Origin of the sequence: Arthrobacter sp. CAN_A1 (assembly GCF_015751665.1) — a bacterium.
In the GTDB taxonomy this organism is placed as follows: Bacteria; Actinomycetota; Actinomycetes; order Actinomycetales; family Micrococcaceae; genus Arthrobacter_D.
Genome location: NZ_JADOUR010000010.1, coordinates 69,983 through 88,087, shown reverse-complemented (window position 1 = coordinate 88,087; position 18,105 = coordinate 69,983). Strand labels below are relative to the sequence as shown.

14 protein-coding genes and 1 tRNA gene are annotated in these 18,105 nt (G+C 62.7%); 3 read left to right on the top strand and 12 right to left on the bottom strand.

The genetic code is table 11. The features are described from left to right. Positions 1-33: 33 nt before the first annotated feature. From IWX62_RS12100 to IWX62_RS12070, 7 genes are all read right to left on the bottom strand, one after another. The gene (locus IWX62_RS12100) at positions 34-375 is read right to left on the bottom strand and encodes a hypothetical protein (protein ID WP_196841669.1); all 342 of its coding nucleotides are present in this window, start codon (positions 373-375) and stop codon (positions 34-36) included. A 36-nt stretch (positions 376-411) separates the two neighbouring features. Further along, entirely contained in the window at positions 412-642 is a 231-nt protein-coding gene (locus IWX62_RS12095; protein WP_196841668.1) for a hypothetical protein, read from the bottom strand. After that, complete coding sequence (gene mobC / locus IWX62_RS16300) at positions 643-840, bottom strand: plasmid mobilization relaxosome protein MobC (protein ID WP_333483391.1); 198 nt, start codon at positions 838-840, stop codon at positions 643-645. 153 nt (positions 841-993) lie between these two features. Continuing rightward, positions 994-2,880 carry an IucA/IucC family protein gene (locus IWX62_RS12085; protein WP_196841710.1) on the bottom strand — a complete coding sequence of 629 codons (1,887 nt, stop codon included), beginning with the start codon at positions 2,878-2,880 and terminating at the stop codon, positions 994-996. 5 nt (positions 2,881-2,885) lie between these two features. Further along, a complete protein-coding gene (locus tag IWX62_RS12080; protein ID WP_196841667.1) occupies positions 2,886-3,464 on the bottom strand; it encodes a GNAT family N-acetyltransferase in 579 nt (192 codons plus the stop codon). After that, entirely contained in the window at positions 3,461-4,852 is a 1,392-nt protein-coding gene (locus IWX62_RS12075) for a lysine N(6)-hydroxylase/L-ornithine N(5)-oxygenase family protein (RefSeq protein WP_196841666.1), read from the bottom strand. The genes IWX62_RS12080 and IWX62_RS12075 overlap by 4 nt, the downstream gene beginning before the upstream one ends. Beyond that, a complete protein-coding gene (locus tag IWX62_RS12070) occupies positions 4,849-6,483 on the bottom strand; it encodes a pyridoxal phosphate-dependent decarboxylase family protein (RefSeq protein ID WP_196841665.1) in 1,635 nt (544 codons plus the stop codon). Before IWX62_RS12070 ends, IWX62_RS12075 begins: the two co-directional genes overlap by 4 nt. Positions 6,484-6,699: 216 nt before the next feature. Between IWX62_RS12070 and IWX62_RS12065 the strand changes: the two genes are divergently transcribed. Beyond that, positions 6,700-6,843 carry a hypothetical protein gene (locus tag IWX62_RS12065; RefSeq protein ID WP_196841664.1) on the top strand — a complete coding sequence of 48 codons (144 nt, stop codon included), beginning with the start codon at positions 6,700-6,702 and terminating at the stop codon, positions 6,841-6,843. A gap of 67 nt (positions 6,844-6,910) precedes the next feature. Then, complete coding sequence (locus tag IWX62_RS12060) at positions 6,911-7,774, top strand: sulfite exporter TauE/SafE family protein (protein WP_196841663.1); 864 nt, start codon at positions 6,911-6,913, stop codon at positions 7,772-7,774. Between the two features lie 307 nt (positions 7,775-8,081). Here the strand turns inward: IWX62_RS12060 and IWX62_RS12055 are convergent. Continuing rightward, a tRNA-Leu gene (locus IWX62_RS12055) sits at positions 8,082-8,163 on the bottom strand. Between the two features lie 147 nt (positions 8,164-8,310). Between IWX62_RS12055 and IWX62_RS12050 the strand changes: the two genes are divergently transcribed. Beyond that, entirely contained in the window at positions 8,311-8,913 is a 603-nt protein-coding gene (locus IWX62_RS12050) for an ANTAR domain-containing response regulator (protein ID WP_196841662.1), read from the top strand. 65 nt (positions 8,914-8,978) lie between these two features. On the opposite strand, the gene pyk is transcribed toward IWX62_RS12050, so the two are convergent. From pyk to lgt, 4 genes are all read right to left on the bottom strand, one after another. Then, a complete protein-coding gene (gene pyk / locus IWX62_RS12045; protein WP_196841661.1) occupies positions 8,979-10,472 on the bottom strand; it encodes a pyruvate kinase in 1,494 nt (497 codons plus the stop codon). 72 nt (positions 10,473-10,544) lie between these two features. Further along, positions 10,545-12,002: a glutamate synthase subunit beta gene (locus tag IWX62_RS12040; RefSeq protein WP_196841660.1), complete on the bottom strand. Its 1,458-nt coding sequence runs from the start codon at positions 12,000-12,002 to the stop codon at positions 10,545-10,547. Continuing rightward, entirely contained in the window at positions 11,995-16,758 is a 4,764-nt protein-coding gene (gene gltB / locus IWX62_RS12035) for a glutamate synthase large subunit (protein WP_333483390.1), read from the bottom strand. The genes IWX62_RS12040 and gltB overlap by 8 nt, the downstream gene beginning before the upstream one ends. A 271-nt stretch (positions 16,759-17,029) precedes the next feature. Next, a complete protein-coding gene (gene lgt / locus IWX62_RS12030; RefSeq protein WP_196841659.1) occupies positions 17,030-18,103 on the bottom strand; it encodes a prolipoprotein diacylglyceryl transferase in 1,074 nt (357 codons plus the stop codon). Positions 18,104-18,105: the final 2 nt, after the last annotated feature.

The window sequence follows — 18,105 nt, the reverse complement described above, 5'->3', positions numbered from 1 at the left end:
AAGCCAATCGGGGCCGGTATGTCAATGCCAGATTTATGGCCGACGAATCACGACGACGTTGGGAAGATTGGAGGAGGCCACTAACCGCAGACCTCGCACCTGATTGATGACATCTTGATGCGCTTTAGAATTCGATCGGCCTTCGTGCTGTTCCGATCGGATGAGCAGATCGTTGCGCCACACCTCATACCTGCTGCTGAAATGATGTGGCCGATTACTCTGCTCATCGATTACCTGGTATTCATGATTCGCTAACCGGTGTCGTTCTTCGAACGGCTCGGTTGCGGCAATAGCTTCGTTCTGGGCGCCGGCCTCAGTGAAGCCCATCTCGTCCATGAAGTAGCGCGCGATATCCGGCCACCGCTCATCCGACAAGTCGCCTTCCTCAGCTCGCAGACTCAGATAGCAGTGCTAGACGTGCCTGCCCGGAACGTCCGCCTTCAGGAAGCGTTTAGCCGGGTCCAGCTCGTGCCCAATTGCTACGGCAGCATCACGGTTCAACTCCGTGTTACCGAGCCAGGCCATGATCAGCGAAGGATTGGCCACAAGATGTGGTTCAAGGTGCTCGTTGACCCTGCCCGGTCCTGCAAGGTAGACCATCAGACCGGTCATCCGGTCACCACGGGAAACGGTCGGAATCATCTACCGGCCCACCTCTTCCACCAGCTCATACATGCGATCAGCCACCCGTCGTGCAGCAGCCACGGCGGCAGCAGCGTCCTTGTAAAATTCATCTCCCGCGTTGGCATGCCGGGCAACCTGGTTCACCTTGTTAGAGATCGTCGCCAGCAGGCGGCGGGCCTGCGTCAGCTCGATTGCGAGCGCCGGGCGTTCAGCCAACGACTCTGAATTATCCGCGTACAGAGTGGCACTGACCGGGATCTCAGAAGCTGTCCGGTTGGTGTGCGTTCCTCCAACATCAGCAGTGAGGCGCGTTCCTGCTCCGACATTGAAAGTCGCACGTACTGAGTCCGGCCCGCATCGCGCTGGCTCTCAGGCGCAACTGGCAGCGAATCTCGCGAGCGGGTTGACCAGTCGACCGGCCAGCTGTAGCCCTCCGGACGGGTCAGCAAGGTCAAGCATTTGCTGGTTGTTCCGTAGTTGAAGCCGGTTCAGGCAGGACAGGTCAAAGTGGGCGGCGAACAGGTTATGGCGGACAAATTGATCAGCCAGCTCCGGGTGTTCCCGCTGGTAGGTGTGAATGACCCGGGCAGCCATCCCCCAGAATTCCTCCTGGCTGAGTTTCCCGTCCTCGACAAGCAGCGAAGCGAGGAAGCGGAAGATGCAGTCGAAGACATCGGTGAAGATGGCCAGGGCCTTTTCGCCGTCGGGAATGTCAACGCGAATCCGAGATACCTCCTCGGGAAGATCGAGGCGGTCTCCCATGACCACGATTTCTTCGGCGATGTCCTTCATGACCACCCGCACGGGCACACCGTTGTCCAGCACTAGGATCACATTCTCCCCATGCGGCATGAACGCAAGTTCGTACCGATACAGGCAGTGAACCAGGGGTACGAGGTACGCCTCGAAGTAGCAGCGAAGCCATTCGGTGGGTTCCAGCCCCGAACGCTCGATGAAGGCGGACACCAGAGGCCGACCGGCTTCATCAACATGCAACAGTGACGCCATGGTGGCTAATTGCTGGCCGTCCTCCAGCAGCGGAAGCGGGCTTTCCCTCCATAGGGTGGACAGCATTTTCCGGTAGGGGGAGCCTTTTGCAGACCCGGTCTCGTAGTAGCTGTTGTGGTAGCCGATGGCCGCGATCTCGCTGATCATGGTCAGGCCATGCTGCTGTAGCGCGCTGTCTGATCGGATCAGGTCCCGTAGCCAGTCGTTGATCGCTGGGGTGGCCAACATGTACTGCGGCGAGAGCCCCCTCATGAAGCCCATGTTGAGCACCGACAATGCCGTTTTTACATAGCTCTTCTCCGGGAAGTCGGTGTTGAAGAAGGTGCGGATGGACTGCTGCGCCTGATAGTGGTCAGGCCCCGTCCCAAGGTGGATGATGCGCTGGCGGGCGATATCGGCGGCGAAGGTGACGGTCAGCTTGTTCTCCCATTGCCAGGGGTGCACCGGCATCAGGAAGTATTCAGCGGGATCGGCGCCCTGAGCCCGAAGTTCGGCGTCGAAGTACAGCAGGAGTTCGGCACCAAGTTCGGACTCCAGATGGGCGGCGTAGTTCAGGCCGTCACTGGAGCTGAAGACCGCTTGGCTTCGGTGAACCGCGATCCATTCCAGGCGGACGGAAGCTCCCGTCTCAGGGGCGAATGCCCGGTAGTCACTGATGCCGAAGCCGAGCCTGCCGTTGTTGGCCACGAAACAGGGATGCCCCTCCGTCATGCTGCGCTCGATTGCCTGGAAGTCGGCGGCAGGATCGGTTCCGCCGGTGACACCAGCTGCGAGTTCCGCGGCAGCGGGCTGGCCACGCCACTGCTTGTAGCAGTGGGCCGCAAGGGTGCTGCTGATCTCCTCGAGGTACACAGGCAGCATCTCTTCGCGGATGCCCAAGGTGTCCCTGAATTCCGTGATGAAGCAAAGGACGTCGAGTGCAGCTGCGTTCCCATTTCGGAGGCAGCGGATAGAGGCGTCCTCAACGGACCAGTGCTCAAGGTCCAGCACACGGGAGGTGAACGAGTAGGCAGTGGAACCGTCGTCGCTGCGGAGCACATACGCCGCAGGCCCGCACGGGTCAGACTGTCCATTGCCGCCTATGCTCTGCCGCTGCGGCGAGAGGATGCGTTCGTGCAGGAATTCGGCCAGTGCCTTGCGTAGCAAATGGCGGTTGGCCCTAGTCCAGCGTTCAGGAGTCAGATGAGACACAGCCGCCCCGGTGTCGCTGGAAATGCTTGGTTCCTGCGAGGTCGCGTCAAATTCAATGATGGTCACAGCGTGGCTCCCTGGGTTATGGGGCTGAAATGGTGGTGGGGGTTCTGGAGCGTTGACCTGGCGGCGAGGTAATCCTCGCGGGTGCAGAAACTCAGCAGAGCTTCCTTGTCCGCTAGGGTCACCACGCCCGCTGGTTGAAAGCCGAGCCGTTCATTGAGAACATGGATCCGACTGTTGTTCGCATCGGGTTCCACCACCACGCGTTCGACGCCAGGATGCTGGAACAGGCGGTTCAGCACTGCGTCCATCACAGCGCTGGTGTACCCCGATTGGGGCGTTCCCGACGGCGGCGCTACCAGCAGGTGCATCCCGATGTCACCCTCCACCACCGCATACACCGCTGCAAGCGGCGAGGAGACCGGATTGTACTCCTCCATCAGGAACGCGGGGGCACCGTCGTCGAGCCCCAGCAGTGCGTGGTGATGACCGCTGGCCTCGATCCTGGAGTATTCGTCCGCCACGCCGTCGACTGTGGAGGACTGCATCCCCCAAAACGCCGCGTAGGGCCTGATCATCCAGCTGTGAAGGAGGGGTGCGTCGGTTGCTGCATCCACGCAGCGGAAGGTGAAGCTCATGCTGGCACCTCGGCTCCCCGGAAGGGGCGCGCGGCGCCGAATTTTCCGACCGTGGGGCTGGCCCCCAGGGCAGGGTCCGGCGCACCAAACTGCTGGAACGCGATGCTGCGCTCCACCAGGTAGGGTTCCCTTCCGGTGATCTCACTGATGATGCACGAGTTTCGGTAGGCGCCCATCCCAAGATCGGGGGTGACAAAGCCGTGGGTGTGTAGTTCTGCGTTCTGGACGAAGATTTCACCGGGCTCGACGCCGGTGCTGTAATTGCGTGCCACCGCGAACCGGCCATCCGTGTCACGGGCAATCCGGTCCTGAATGTTGGCGAGGAACGCCGGTTCCCGGTAGGTATAGCCGGTCGCCAGGATCACGGCCTCGCTGGTCAGCTTGTAGTCACTGTCCTGCTCCTCATGCCTCAGTTGAAGGGTGTGGGACCCGACGACCGGATCCCACACGGCACCGGTCACCGATGAGTGGGTCAGGAGCCGGGTGTCCACCCGACCCGCGAGGCTCTTGGTGTACAGGAGGTCGTAGATGGCGTCGATGAGTTCAGCATCGATGCCTTTGTAGAGATTCTTCTGACTCGTGATCAGGCAGTCACGCTGGTTTGGGGGTAACCCATGGAAATAGTCAACGTATTCGGGAGAGGTCATCTCAAGGGTGAGCTTGGTGTATTCCAGGGGGAAAAATTGACCAGATCGGGTTACCCACTTCAGTTGGTACCCGTGGATATCGATCTCCTGCAAGAGGTCGTAGTAGATTTCGGCTGCGCTCTGGCCACTCCCCACAATGGTGATGCTCCTTCGGGCCTGCAGCTCGCTCTTCTTCGCCAGGTAATCAGTGTTGTGGAAGGCGAGGCCGCCGTCATCGGTGGCAGCCGCGCTGACTATTCCGTGACAAGATTCCGGCACGTACGGCAACGTACCGGTTCCCAGCACGAGGCGCCGCGCCAGGAGCCCTTCCGGTCCGCCGGGCCCCACGACCGCAAGGTGGTACACGCCGTCTTCGTACGTGATATCGAGCACCGACGTGCTGAAACGGACGGACCGCAGCTGACCAGCCACCCATTGGCAGTACTGATTGTATTCGGCGCGCAGGGGGTAGAAGTTTTCGCGAATGTAGAACCGGTAGAGGCGCCCGGTCTGCTTCAGGAAGTTCAGGAATGAAAAGGGTGATGTGGGGTCGGCCATCGTCACCAGATCCGCCATGAAGGGCACCTGGAGGTGGGCCAACTCCAGCATCATGCCGGGGTGCCAGTCGAATGAATCCCGTTGTTCTAGGAACACCCCGTCCAGTCCGTCCACTGGTTCGCTGAGGGCGGCCAAACCCAGGTTGAAGGGCCCGACGCCGATGCCCGCGAAATCGAATACGTGTACGCCAGTGGGGGTGCTCATGCGGACTCGCCTGTCGTCGTTGAGTGGGCTAGCAGTTGGGCGCCCGTGCATCGCAGCAACTCGATAATCTCGTTGATGTCTTCCAGGGTTGCCTCGGCGTTGAGGAGGGTGAGCTTCAGGTAATGCCGCCCCGCAACGGTGGTGCCAGCCACTACCGCCTGGCCGGAGGCAAAAATTGCGGCGCGGATCGCCGGGTTCACTTGGTCTGCCGTGTTCTCCGGGAGCCGCACGGCACCATTGAATGTGCTGGCCTCGTCGAAATCGGCCCCGAGAATGCTGGGTGACGGGCCGGGTACCAGTGGCCGGTATCGGAAGACCAGTGTGCTGAGCTGCGGTTCGCCAGCAAGTTCAAAATCCTCGTCGGCGGCTAGCGCCGAACCCACTCGGGCAGCGAGGTCAATGGCCTCATCAAAGAGGGCGCCGATGGCATCCGCCCCCATGATGCGCAACGTCAACCACAGCTTGAGTGCGTCAAAGCGGCGTGTGGTTTGCAGGCTCTTGTCCACCTGATTTGGGACCTCGTTCGAGGCGGCGCTTTCCGGGTTCAGGTAGTCCGCGTAGTAGGTAACGTGCTGCAGCATGGAACTATCCCGGACCAGCAGGGCGCTGGAGCTTACAGGCTGGAAGAAGGTTTTGTGGAAGTCCACCGTGACGGAATCCGCCCGCCGTGTCCCCTCCAAGAGGTGGCGGTAGCGCCCGGAGACCATCAGGCCGCCGCCGTAGGCAGCGTCGATATGGAACCAGGAGCCGTAGGCATGAGCAAGGTCGGCGATTTCAGTGAGTGGATCCACGGCACCGAAGTCGGTCGTCCCGGCGGTGGCTATCACCGCCATCGGACGCAGCCCTGCGTCGTATGCTTCGCTCAAAGCTTCAGCAAGTGCTGCAGGGTCCATCCGGTGGTCTGGGGTGCAAGGGACGGAAATAATGGAGTCGAAGCCCAACCCCAACATCGACGCAGACTTTTTGATGCTGAAGTGACTGTCGGCCGACGCGAAAATGCGTAGTCCTTCAAGCAACGACGGGAGTCGGGATCCGGTCCGAGCCGGATCCTGGCGCAAGTCGGCAACAGCACGGTTGCGCGCGATCAGGAGGGCCTGCAGGTTCGACTGGCTACCGCCAGAGGTGAAGACGCCGTCGGCCGCTGGCCCCAGATGCAGCCGTTCGGCCGCCCAGTCGATAAGACGACGTTCGATCATGGTGGCACCTGCACTCTGATCCCACGTATCCATCGACGAATTCACCGCCGACAGGATTGTTTCACCCACCAGCGCCGGGATCACCACAGGGCAATTCAGGTGGGAGGCGTACTTGACGTCATGGAAGTAGATCGCGTCACGGAGATAGACGGATTCCAACTCTTCCAGGGCTGCGGCAGTGTCGGGTAGCGGTCGATTCAGGTTGACGGAGTCGACCCGCCGCTTCAGTTCAGCTGGAACGACGCCGGTGAACGGCTGTGTGGTCCGCTCCAGTTTGGTGGCCACAGCGTTCACCCCCTGCAGCACCTGTGCCACGTAACGCGGGAAGTTTCGGGTATTGAGCAGGTGATTGGTGGCAGAAAGGACAAGCTCCACCCGGGCGCCGAAATTTTGTCCAGGCAGGGTGTCGTTTACCCACGCTTCATCCACAGACATCTCATCGATTCGAGGCAACAGGGGCACGGTAATATTCCTTAGCTAGACTATTCGAGGTAAGGCTAGCCTTACTTAGGCATGCTTTTTAGTCAAACTTCTGTAACGTATTTATTGCGATCGCCGGAGTCCGCGAGATGACTGAGTCATGAAGTGTCAGTGATTGGAGGTCAACGATAGAAACGGCAACGTAACTCTCCCGCCCCCGGGAAGCACAGCATGGCACGGAACCATGTCACCGCGATCACCACTGAAGAACACTTCGCCCGGATAAATCTCAACGCCGGGTCTCCGCTCGTGGCCTACATAGCCGGCCGCGACATCAAAGCCGGGAAGTCGAAGTCGTCGATACCGCGTGCGTAAATGCATCCGAAATCCACCTCATCCCCAATCCGATCACACCGTCGCGCGAGGATGCTAGTTTGCAGGAATGAGAAGCAACAGCCCGCCGTTACCGACAACAAGACCTGTACACCAGCGATCCCTCGTCCTGGTCTTTGTTGCTGGTGCCATCATCGGCGTCCTAGGCGGCATGATCGGTCTAGGTGGTGCGGATTTCCGGCTCCCCCTACTCATCGGGCTCTTCGGCTTTGCCGCGTTGCCAGCGATCATCATGAACAAAGCGATGAGCCTCGTCGTTGTCGTAACCGCGGTGCCAGCCCGCCTGGTTGCTGTCCCCTTGGCGGAGCTCTCCCCTTATTGGTTCATCGTCCTGAATCTCCTGGCCGGAAGTCTCCTCGGCGCATGGGCTGGAGCGCATTGGGCTACACGGCTCAAGTCCAAAACGTTCTACCGGGTCATCGCTGTCCTACTCGTGCTGATCGCGGTGCTGCTTTTCGTGACTCACTTCTTCACGGTTGAACCCCTCAATATTACGGTCGGACTGCGGACCATCCTCGGCGTCGCAGCCGGAGTCGTTATCGGCGTAGTTGCCGCCCTCATGGGCGTCGCTGGCGGCGAGCTACTCATCCCCACAATCGTGTTGCTCTACGGCACCGACATCAAAATTGCTGGGAGTCTCTCTCGCTGTATCCCTGCCCACCATGCTCGTCGCGTTCGCCCGCTTCAGTCGAGACAAGAGCTTCGCCGTCCTCGGCGAGAACAAACCATTTCTCGTCGCCATGACGCTGGGTTCGATCAGCGGAACAATCATCGGCGGCCTGCTGCTCGGCGTCGTCCCGAGCTCGATCCTCATCCCACTGCTCGTCCTGCTACTCCTACTGTCTTCAATCAAAGTCTGGAAACACGACTAGCCACCCGTACTTCCGACAGTGAATATTTTCCGTTGAGCTGAGAATCGTCGCTGTCTCCAGGCTAATCCTGGTAAACCTGCCAACACTAGGAGACGCCCTCTTGGCCTGGAGCCGTGTGAGGAAGAGGCGAACCGGTCACAAAAAAATCCTGCCGAAGTCATGTACCTTCGCCGCCTCTCCCCCATGAAGTAGTAAGAAAGCCCACCAAGGGCTTCAGGAGAGAAAAGGAGGCGGACCGTCACAGGAAGAGTGCAACCCACCCACCAAAACAGGCACACCCTGTCCACGATCTGAGCCGGTTTGTGCCCAGTCAGAGAGCGAAACAGCCTCTGACAAGGGGAAACACTGTGCCCGAAGTGGGACTTGAACCCACACATCTTTCGATACTGCATTTTGAGTGCAGCGCGTCTGCCAATTCCGCCATTCGGGCTAACCTGCGCCCCGCCGAATATGAGATGAACAACTCAAGTCTTCGTCAGTGCGCGAAACTACTCTACATGCCGATAGGCTGTTTCAGTGAACCGGCAACGGGCGCTGCCCGGCCGGGCAATTTGATTGATTGAATAAGGAGCCTGCTGTGTCTGAATCCAACGAGCCGACCGTCTCGGGTGTTGCGCGGCGCGTGATTGTTGCCGAGGATGAAACCCTCATCCGCCTGGACATTGTGGAGATTCTCCGAGGTGAAGGGTACGACGTCGTCGCCGAAGCCGACAACGGTGAAAAGGCAGTGCAGCTCGCCAAGGAGCACAAACCCGACCTCGTACTGATGGACGTGAAGATGCCCGTCATGGACGGCATCACCGCCGCAGAGCAGATTGTGAAAGCACGCATCGCCCCCGTGGTCCTCCTGACCGCTTTCAGCCAGAAGGAACTGGTGGAACGGGCACGGGACGCCGGCGCCATGGCCTACGTGGTCAAGCCTTTCACTCCAGCCGATCTGATCCCGGCCATCGAGATTGCCCTCTCCCGGCACGAGGAGATCAAGGCACTGGAGAACGAGGTCTCGGACCTGCAGGAACAGTTCGCCACCCGCAAACTTGTGGAACGCGCCAAGAGCCTGCTCACCACCAAGATGGGGCTCACTGAGCCCGAGGCCTTCCGCTGGATCCAGAAGACCTCCATGGACCGCCGCCTCAGCATGCGCGAAGTCGCCGAAACCATCATCAACCAGGTCAACTAACAACCCGCGAACAACACAAGGGCCCCGCCAGATCATCCTGGCGGGGCCCTTCAGCTCTTACGTGCCTACTTGAGCTTGTTCTTGACCGGCCAAGGACCGACCTTCTCCTTGTTCGGAGTGTAGCCACTTGGCAGCTGGCCGGCGTCGGCAATGTCGCCCACCTTGTGGACCTTGATGGAGTTGGTCGAGCCGGCCTGCCCCGGAGGCGAACCGGCGGCAATGACCACCAGCTCGTCCGGCTCCACCAGGCCCTGCTCCAACAGCACCCGATCCACCTGGGCGGTCATCTGGTCGGTGTGCTCGACGAACGGCACGAGCATCGGCTGGATGCCCCAGATCATCGCCATCGTGTTCAACGTCGACTGCACCGGAGTGAACGCAAACACCGGTTTGGTGGGCCGCAAGCGCGACAGACGCCGTGCCGAGTCGCCGGACTGCGTGAAGGTACAGATGTATTTGGCGTCCAGCTGGTCGGCGATCTCCACGGCTGCACGGGTAATCGCGCCGCCGCGGGTCTTCGGCTTGCTGCCCAGCGGCGGCACCCGGTCCAGTCCGTGCTTTTCCGTCGACTCGATGATGTTGGCCATCGTCTGTACGGTCTCCATGGGGTACTTGCCCACGCTGGTCTCGCCGGACAGCATGACGGCGTCCGCGCCGTCGAGCACAGCGTTGGCGCAGTCCGAGGCCTCGGCGCGGGTCGGACGCGGGTTGTCGATCATCGACTCGAGCACCTGGGTGGCAACGATCACGGGCTTGGCCCAGCGACGGGCCAGCTCAATCGCCCGCTTCTGCACAATGGGCACCTCTTCGAGCGGCAGTTCCACGCCCAGGTCGCCACGCGCCACCATGATGGCATCGAACGCGTCAATGATTTCCTCAATCGCGTCCACCGCCTGCGGCTTCTCAATCTTGGCGATAACGGGAACGCGGCGTCCCTCTTCGTCCATGATCTCGTGGACACGGACGACGTCGGACGCGTTCCGCACGAAGGACAGTGCCACCATGTCGACGCCGCGCTGGATGGCCCACCGCAGGTCGGCCTCGTCCTTATCGCTCATCGCTGGCACGCTCACGGCGACCCCGGGCAGGTTGATGCCCTTGTTGTTCGACACCGCGCCACCCACGGTGACGACGGCGACGACCTTCACGTCGTCAACCTCGGTGGCCCGCATCGCCACCTTGCCGTCGTCGATCAGGAGGGTGTCCCCCACATTGACGTCCTGAGGCAGCCCTAGGTGGGTGGTCGAGCAGATGTCCTGAGTACCGGGAATGTCCTCGGTAGTGATGGTGAAAACGTCGCCGGGAACCAGCACGTGCGGCCCATCAGCGAAGCGGCCAAGACGGATCTTGGGTCCCTGCAGGTCAGCGAAAATGGCGACGGGGCGGCCCAACTCTTCGGCGGCCTGGCGGACGAACTCGTAGGTCTGGTTGTGCACGCCGTGATCGCCGTGGCTCATGTTCATCCGGGCAACATCCACGCCGGCTTTCAACACCGCCAGCGTATTCTCGTAGCTTGCAATCGCGGGCCCGAATGTTGCAACAATTTTTGCGCGTCTCATGAAACCTAGCCTAGTCGTGTTGTGATCGGTGGTGGTGGTCTTGCGCGGCCGTCTGCCCGCGGGATGGTGCCATCAGAGCACTGCCATGGCGCGGTCGGTGGGAGCCACCGGCGCCGGCAGTTTCGTCTCCCCCATCAGCCACTGATCCACTGCAGCGGCGCAGGCGCGCCCCTCTGCGATGGCCCAGACAATCAGCGACTGTCCACGGCCGGCGTCGCCAGCCGCAAAAATCCCGGGCGTGTTGGTCATGTAATAACCATCCCGGCCAATATTGCCGTGCTCGTCGAACTCCGCCTGCACCTGCTCAGTGATGCCTGCCTGCTCCGGGCCGGTGAAGCCAAGTGAGAGGAACACCAGATCGGCCGGAATGTTGCGCTCGGTGCCAGCCTTCGGCACCCGGCGACCGTCAACGAATTCGGTCTCAGCGACCCGGATGGCCGTCAGTTTGCCGTTCTCCCCCACAAATTCGACAGTGGACGCAAGGTAGGTGCGTTCGCCACCTTCCTCATGCGCGCTGGCGACCTCGAACAGGGTGGGGAACGTGGGCCACGGCTGATGCGCTGCACGGTCCGCGGGCGGCTGCTGCCCGATGGCCAGCGTGGTCACTGACGCTGCATGCTGACGGTGGGCGGTGCCCAGGCAGTCAGCGCCGGTGTCGCCGCCGCCCAGGATGACCACGTGCTTGCCGTCGGCATGGATCTGGTCCTCGACGGCGCCGCCCGCACTGACCCGGTTGGCCTGCACCAGGTAGTCCATCGCGAAGTGAACTCCCTCCAGTTCCCGGCCCGGGATGGGCAGGTCACGGGGAATGGTGGCACCGGTGGCCACGACGACGGCGTCATAGCGACGACGCAGCTGATCCCAGCTGATGTCCTTGCCCACCTCGACGCCGGTCCTGAACCGCGTACCTTCGGCGCGCATCTGCTCAAGCCGACGCTCCAGGTGGTGCTTCTCCATCTTGAAGTCGGGGATCCCGTAGCGCAGGAGCCCACCAATCTTGTCGTCGCGCTCGTAGACCGCCACGGTGTGCCCGGTGCGGGTCAACTGCTGGGCAGCAGCCAGTCCTGCCGGGCCGGAGCCGACGACGGCGATGGTGCGGTCGGTCAGCCGCTCGGGCGGGTGAGCCTCGACCCAGCCCTCGGCGAAGGCCTCATCAATGATGGACACCTCCACCTGCTTGATGGTGACCGGCGGCTGGTTGATCCCCAACACGCAGGACGCCTCACACGGTGCAGGGCACAGCCGCCCGGTGAACTCCGGGAAGTTGTTGGTGGCGTGAAGCCGCTCGATTGCTTCCCTGCCCTTGTCCCGGTAGGTGAGGTCGTTCCACTCCGGGATCAGGTTGCCCAGCGGGCAGCCCTGGTGGCAGAACGGGATGCCGCAGTCCATGCAGCGTCCAGCCTGGGCCTTGAGGACGCCCTTCTCCTGAGCCTCGTAGACCTCTTTCCAGTCCATGATCCTGACTGGCACGGGCCGTCGGGGTTGGGTCTGGCGTTCGCGTACCTTCATAAATCCGCGTGGATCACCCACCGGTTACCTCCAAGATTCGGGTCCAAGCTTCTTCGCCGTCGGGGTCGAGGCCTTCTTCGATGGCCGCGGCCCGCGCATCGAGCACTGCGGCGTAGTCGCGCGGCAGCACCTTGGTGAGCCGGGCAACGGTGTCCTCGAAGTTGTCCAGCAGGTGCGCTGCCAGCGTCGATTCGGTCTCTTCGACATGCCTGATCATTAGTTGACGGACTATTTCAATGTCCTCGGCGTCAAGGTCAACGAGCTGCAGCTCACCGTTCTCGAGGCTCTGGATGTTCATCCGCCGCCGGTTCAGGTCCAGCACGTAGGCGGTTCCGCCGGACATGCCGGCCCCGAAGTTCCGGCCGGTCCGCCCGAGGATCAGGGTCTGCCCCCCGGTCATGTACTCGCAACCGTGGTCGCCGATGCCTTCGACAACCGCCGTGGCGCCCGAGTTACGAACCAGGAAGCGCTCCCCCACCTGTCCTCTGAGGAAAATCTCCCCGCTGGTCGCCCCATAGCCGATCACGTTGCCGGCAATGACGTTGCGGTCCGCAGCAAACACGTTGGACCGGTCCGGCCGCACAATCACCCGGCCGCCGGAGAGCCCCTTGCCCACGTAGTCGTTCGAATCGCCGAACAGCCGCAGCGTGATACCCGCTGGCAGGAACGCCCCCAGTGACTGGCCGGCCTGACCAGTCAGGGTGATGTCGATGGTGTCGGTGGCAAGGGTATCGATGCCAAACAGCCGGGTGACTTCATGGCCCAGCATGGTGCCCACCGAGCGGTCCGTATTGACGACGTCGACGGAGATCCGCACCGGTGCCCGGTTCTCCAGCGCGTCGGCGCTCATTTCGATGAGCTTCCTGTCGAAGTGCTGGTCCAGCTCGTGGTTCTGGGTGGTCATGTTCCGCATCGGCGCGTCGTCACCGAATTCGTTGCCACGCAGGATCGGGTCAAGATCCAATCCGTCGGCCTTCCAGTGATTGATGGCCTTGCGCGCGTCGAGTGATTCGCTGTGCCCGATCGCCTCTTCAATAGACCGGAAGCCCAGGCTGGCAAGGATTTCCCTGACCTCCTCGGCGAGGAACTCGAAGAAGTTGACCACAAACTCGGGCTTCCCGGTGAACCTGCTGCGCAGTTCGGGGTTCTGGGTGGCGACGCCGACGGGGCAGGTGTCCAGGTGGCAGACGCGCATCATGATGCAGCCCGAGACGACCAGCGGCGCTGTCGCGAACCCGAACTCTTCGCCGCCGAGCAGCGCGGCGATAACGACGTCGCGCCCGGTCTTGAGCTGACCGTCCACCTGCACCACGACCCGGTCGCGGAGCCCGTTGAGCATCAGGGTCTGCTGTGTTTCAGCTAGTCCCAGCTCCCAGGGAACCCCCGCATGCTTGAGGGAGTTCAGGGGGCTGGCGCCCGTTCCGCCGTCGTGCCCGGAGATGAGGACGACGTCGGCCTTGGCCTTGGTCACTCCGGCGGCCACGGTGCCGATCCCCACCTCGGAGACCAACTTGACGTGGACGCGGGCCGACGGGTTGGACCGCTTCAGGTCATAAATGAGCTGGGCGAGGTCCTCAATCGAGTAGATATCGTGGTGCGGTGGCGGGGAGATCAGCGCCACTCCGGGGGTCGAGTGCCGGGTCCGGGCCACCCAGGGGTAGACCTTCTGGCTCATCAGCTGGCCGCCCTCACCGGGCTTGGCGCCCTGCGCCATCTTGATCTGGATGTCAGTGGCGTTGGTCAGGTACAGGCTGGTGACGCCAAACCGACCCGAAGCGACCTGCTTGATGGCGGACCGGCGCTCGGGGTCTAGCAACCGGTCAACGTCCTCGCCGCCCTCACCCGTGTTGGATTTGCCGCCCAACCTGTTCATGGCGATGGCCAGCGTCTCGTGGGCTTCCTGGGAGATGGACCCGTAGCTCATGGCGCCGGTGGAGAACCGCTTGACGATGCTGGAGACCGGCTCCACCTCGTCAAGGGAAATCGGTTCGCGGACCCCTTCCTTGAACTGGAGGAGCCCGCGCAGGGTCATCAGTTCCTTGGACTGGTCATCGACGCCGCGGGTGTACTTCTTGAAGATGTCGTAGCGCCGCTCACGGGTGGCGTGCTGGAGCCGGAAGACGGTCTCCGGGTTGAAAAGGTGCGGTGGACCTTCACGGCGCCACTGGTATTCGCCGCCGTTGTCGAGGCTCCGGTGCGGATCGTCGATGCCGTCCTCAGGGTAGGCGCTGGCATGGCGGGCAGCCGTTTCGGCAGCCAGCACATCCAGCCCGACGCCGCCAAGCTGGGTCTGGGTGCCGTGGAAGTATTCGTCGACCAGTTCCTGCCCCAGACCGAGAGCCTCGAAGGTCTGGGCGCCGCAGTAGGAGCCGACGGTGGAAATGCCCATCTTGGACATGATCTTCAGAACGCCCTTGCCGAGGCCCTTGATGAGGTTCGCGACGGCCTGCTCCGCGGTGACGCCCGTGACGTCACCGTTGCGGACCAGCTCCTCGCAGCTCTCCATGGCCAGGTAGGGGTTGATCGCTGAGGAGCCGTACCCGATCAGGGCCGCCACATGGTGGACCTCGCGCACGTCGCCGGCCTCGACCACGAGGGAGGTCTTGGTCCGGTTGGCGCTCTTGAGGAGGTGATGGTGAACGGCGCTGGTGAGCAGCAGCGACGGAATCGGTGCCCACTGCGCGTTGGAGTCACGGTCCGAGAGCACAATGTACTGGATGCCACGGTTGATGGCGCTGGAAACCTGTTCACAGATTTCGGTGAGCCGCGCACGAAGGGACGCCTCCCCGCCGTCGGGCCGGTAGAGTCCGCGCACCTTCATGCTGATGCGTTCGCCGTCGTCGTTGGACAGGTTGGCGATCTTGGCCAGCTCGTCGTTGTTGATGACGGGGAAGCTGAGGCCCACCTGCCGGGCATGCACCTGCCTGGTGGAAAGCAGGTTCCCGTTTGGGCCGATCGACGCCCGCAGAGACGTCACCAATTCCTCGCGGATCGAATCCAGGGGCGGGTTCGTCACCTGGGCGAAGGACTGCACGAAATAGTCGAAGAGCAGCCGGGGCCGCTTGGACAGGACTGCCACCGGGGTGTCGGAGCCCATGGCACCCAGGGGTTCGGCGCCCGCCTTGGCCATTGGCCCGATGAGGATGCGCAGTTCCTCCTGGGTGTAGCCGAAGGTGCGCTGGCGGCGGTTGATGGACGCCTTGGTGTGGAGGACGTGCTCGCGCTCGGGGAGGTCCTTCAGGCGCAGCAGGTTGTCCTTGACCCAGTCGCCCCAGGGGTTGGCCGAGGCAATCTCGGCCTTGATTTCCTGGTCCTCGATCACCCTGCCCTCCTCGGTGTCGACGAGGAACATCTTGCCCGGGGACACCCGGCCCTTGTGCACCACCTTGGATGGTTCGATGTCGATGACGCCCACCTCGGAGGCAAGCACCACCAACCCGTCCTCCATCACCCAGTAGCGGGCGGGGCGGAGTCCGTTGCGGTCCAGGACCGCACCAACGAGGGTGCCGTCGGTGAAGGACACGGCCGCCGGCCCGTCCCATGGCTCCATCAGCATCGAGTGGTACTGGTAGAACGCACGCCGGGCGGGGTCCATGGTGGAGTGGTTCTCCCACGCCTCCGGGATCATCATCATGATGGCGTGGGTGATCGGGCGGCCGGACAGCATCAACAGTTCGGCGACCTCGTCGAATGACGCCGAGTCTGACGCTCCGGGGGTGCAAATAGGGAACAACTCTTCTGGGTCGTCGCCGAGCAGACTGTGGGACAGCTGCGACTGGCGGGCCCGCATCCAGTTCCGGTTGCCCTTGACCGTATTGATTTCGCCGTTGTGGGCGATAGTCCTGAATGGCTGTGCCAGCGGCCAGGAGGGGAACGTGTTGGTGGAGAACCGTGAGTGGACGATGCCCAGCTTGGTCTTGAACCGAGGATCGGACAGGTCAGGGTAGAACGGCTCCAGCTGTGCGGTGGTGAGCATCCCCTTGTAGACCATGGTCTTCGACGACAGGGAGGGGAAATAGACGCCAAGTTTGTTCTGGGCGCGCTTGCGCACCCGGAACGCCAGCGCGTCGATATCAACGGCGTCGGCATCGACGGGTGCCAGGAAGAGCTGCACGAAGTGGGGCATGCAGGCGCGGGCCATGGCGCCGACGAGGTCAGCCTGGATGGGGACATCCCGCCAGCCGAGAACCGTCATCCCCTCGGATTCGGCGATAGCTTCCAGCCCGGCGCGCGCGGTCTGTTCCTCGCGTCCCTCGGCGGGGAGGAACGCGGTTCCGACGGCGTAGTGACCAGCGGGCGGGAGGTCGAAGTCGACGACGGCCCTGAAGAACTCGTCGGGTACCTGGGTGAGGAGGCCCGCGCCGTCGCCGGTCCCCTCATCGGCACCCACGGCACCACGGTGTTCAAGGTTCCGCAGCGCGGTGAGCGCGTGGTCGACGATGTCGTGCCCGGGTTCGCCGCGGAGGGTGGCGATAACGGCAAGGCCGCACGCGTCCTTCTCGTTCTCCGGGTTGTAGAGTCCCTTGGCTTCGGGGATGTTGGCGAAGCGGTCGAAGGGTGACTGGACGGCAGAGCCGACGCGGTCGGGCTTCGCGACCTCGGTCGCAGCGTCGTCCACGATTGACGTGCTCGGCTCCTGCTGAACCGGCGCGTCGGTTGCAGCCGTGACGGTCACAGCGTCGTCGGACACTGCAGTGTCAGCAGTGGAGTTGCCGCCGGTGGTGGTGCCGCCGGTGGTGGTGCCGCCGGTGGTGGTGCCGGAAGTGGGAGTATTCATAGGTAGAGTCCTTCCCCCAGAATGGAGCGTCGGGAGGGGACGGCCTTGGCCCCAGGTCTACAGCCTCGGTGGGCTGCGCACTGCACGAACTTATGAAAATTCTATGGCTTGGCTGACGTTTCCCGGAGGTCCCTGGGACAACGATTACAGAACGAACGGGCACTGCTGTACCCGGCCATAACCGGTGCGCCGGGAGAGGGGTGTTCTGCCGAGGGCACCGGGGGCCACGTCGCTGTGGCAATCAGTCCAGTGTGGGCGGTGGCCCTGGACGCTAGGGGCGGGAATCCTTATCCCTCGGCGTGTCCGATGTCACTTCCGTTTCGGGAAGGTGTTCCTGACTGCCGTTTGTTTCGACGAGATTACCACGGGTAGTGGATTTCGTTTCCTCTGTGTCCGCCACGTGGGCATCGGCCTCGGGGTGCGAGGCTATCCCAGCGTCTGAGTCAGCAGCATCCAGGGCCGGTTCCCGCCCGGGCAGGTACAACGACGGCGTGTCGGCGCCCTTACGTTTGACGCCCAGGTAGATCAGGACCCCGATGGCCCCAAGAAGCACCAGAATGCTGGTCCACACGTTGAGGCGCTGGGTGACGCCGAACAGGGTCACCAGTTCGGCGTCGTCGATCCTGAGCGCTTCGATCCAGACCCGACCCGCGGTATAGAACGCGGCGTAGGCCCAGAACATCATGCCGCCGCGGAGACCGAACCGCTTGTCGAGCAGCAACAGCAGTGCGACGCCGGCGAGGTTCCACAGCATTTCGTAAAGGAAGGTGGGGTGGAAGAGCGTGTCGACGGGGAGGCCATCGGGGAAGTTGGCGTTCTCGGGGTCGATCTCCAGTCCCCAGGGCAGCGTGGTGGGCGCGCCGAAGAGTTCCTGGTTGAACCAGTTGCCGAGCCGGCCGATGGCCTGCGCCAGCAGGATACCGGGGGCAGCTGCATCGGCGAAGGCGCTGAGGCGGACGCCTGACCGGCGGCACCCGATCCAGGCGCCCACGGCGCCGAGGGCGATGGCACCCCAGATGCCGAGACCGCCCTCCCAGATGCGCGGGATCCGGGCGAGGTCACCGTCGGGCCCGAAGTAGGCGTCGGGTGAGGAAAACACGTGGTAGAGCCGCCCCCCGAGGATGCCGAAGGGGATGGCCCAGATGGCGACATCCCAGATGACGTCAGGGTTCCCGCTGTACCGCTTCCAGCGCGCGATGGTGAGCAGGAGCGCCAGGACAATGCCGGCCAGGATGCACAGGGCGTAGGTGTAGAGGGTGAGCGGCCCGAGGCTGATGGACGCCCACTCCGCTGGTGGGCTGGGAATACTGGCGGGAAGCGCCCCGATGGTGCTCACAATGCGCATGG

Bases quoted from the DNA above. Each gene is read 5' to 3' on its own strand.
- IWX62_RS12095 (WP_196841668.1), bottom strand. From the start codon at position 642: ATGATTCCGACCGTTTCCCGTGGTGACCGGATGACCGGTCTGATGGTC.
- IWX62_RS12080 (WP_196841667.1), bottom strand. From the start codon at position 3,464: ATGAGCTTCACCTTCCGCTGCGTGGATGCAGCAACCGACGCACCCCTC.
- IWX62_RS12075 (WP_196841666.1), bottom strand. From the start codon at position 4,852: ATGAGCACCCCCACTGGCGTACACGTATTCGATTTCGCGGGCATCGGC.
- IWX62_RS12070 (WP_196841665.1), bottom strand. From the start codon at position 6,483: ATGTCTGTGGATGAAGCGTGGGTAAACGACACCCTGCCTGGACAAAAT.
- IWX62_RS12065 (WP_196841664.1), top strand. From the start codon at position 6,700: ATGGCACGGAACCATGTCACCGCGATCACCACTGAAGAACACTTCGCC.
- IWX62_RS12060 (WP_196841663.1), top strand. From the start codon at position 6,911: ATGAGAAGCAACAGCCCGCCGTTACCGACAACAAGACCTGTACACCAG.
- pyk (WP_196841661.1), bottom strand. From the start codon at position 10,472: ATGAGACGCGCAAAAATTGTTGCAACATTCGGGCCCGCGATTGCAAGC.
- gltB (WP_333483390.1), bottom strand. From the start codon at position 16,758: ATGAATACTCCCACTTCCGGCACCACCACCGGCGGCACCACCACCGGC.
- lgt (WP_196841659.1), bottom strand. From the start codon at position 18,103: ATGCGCATTGTGAGCACCATCGGGGCGCTTCCCGCCAGTATTCCCAGC.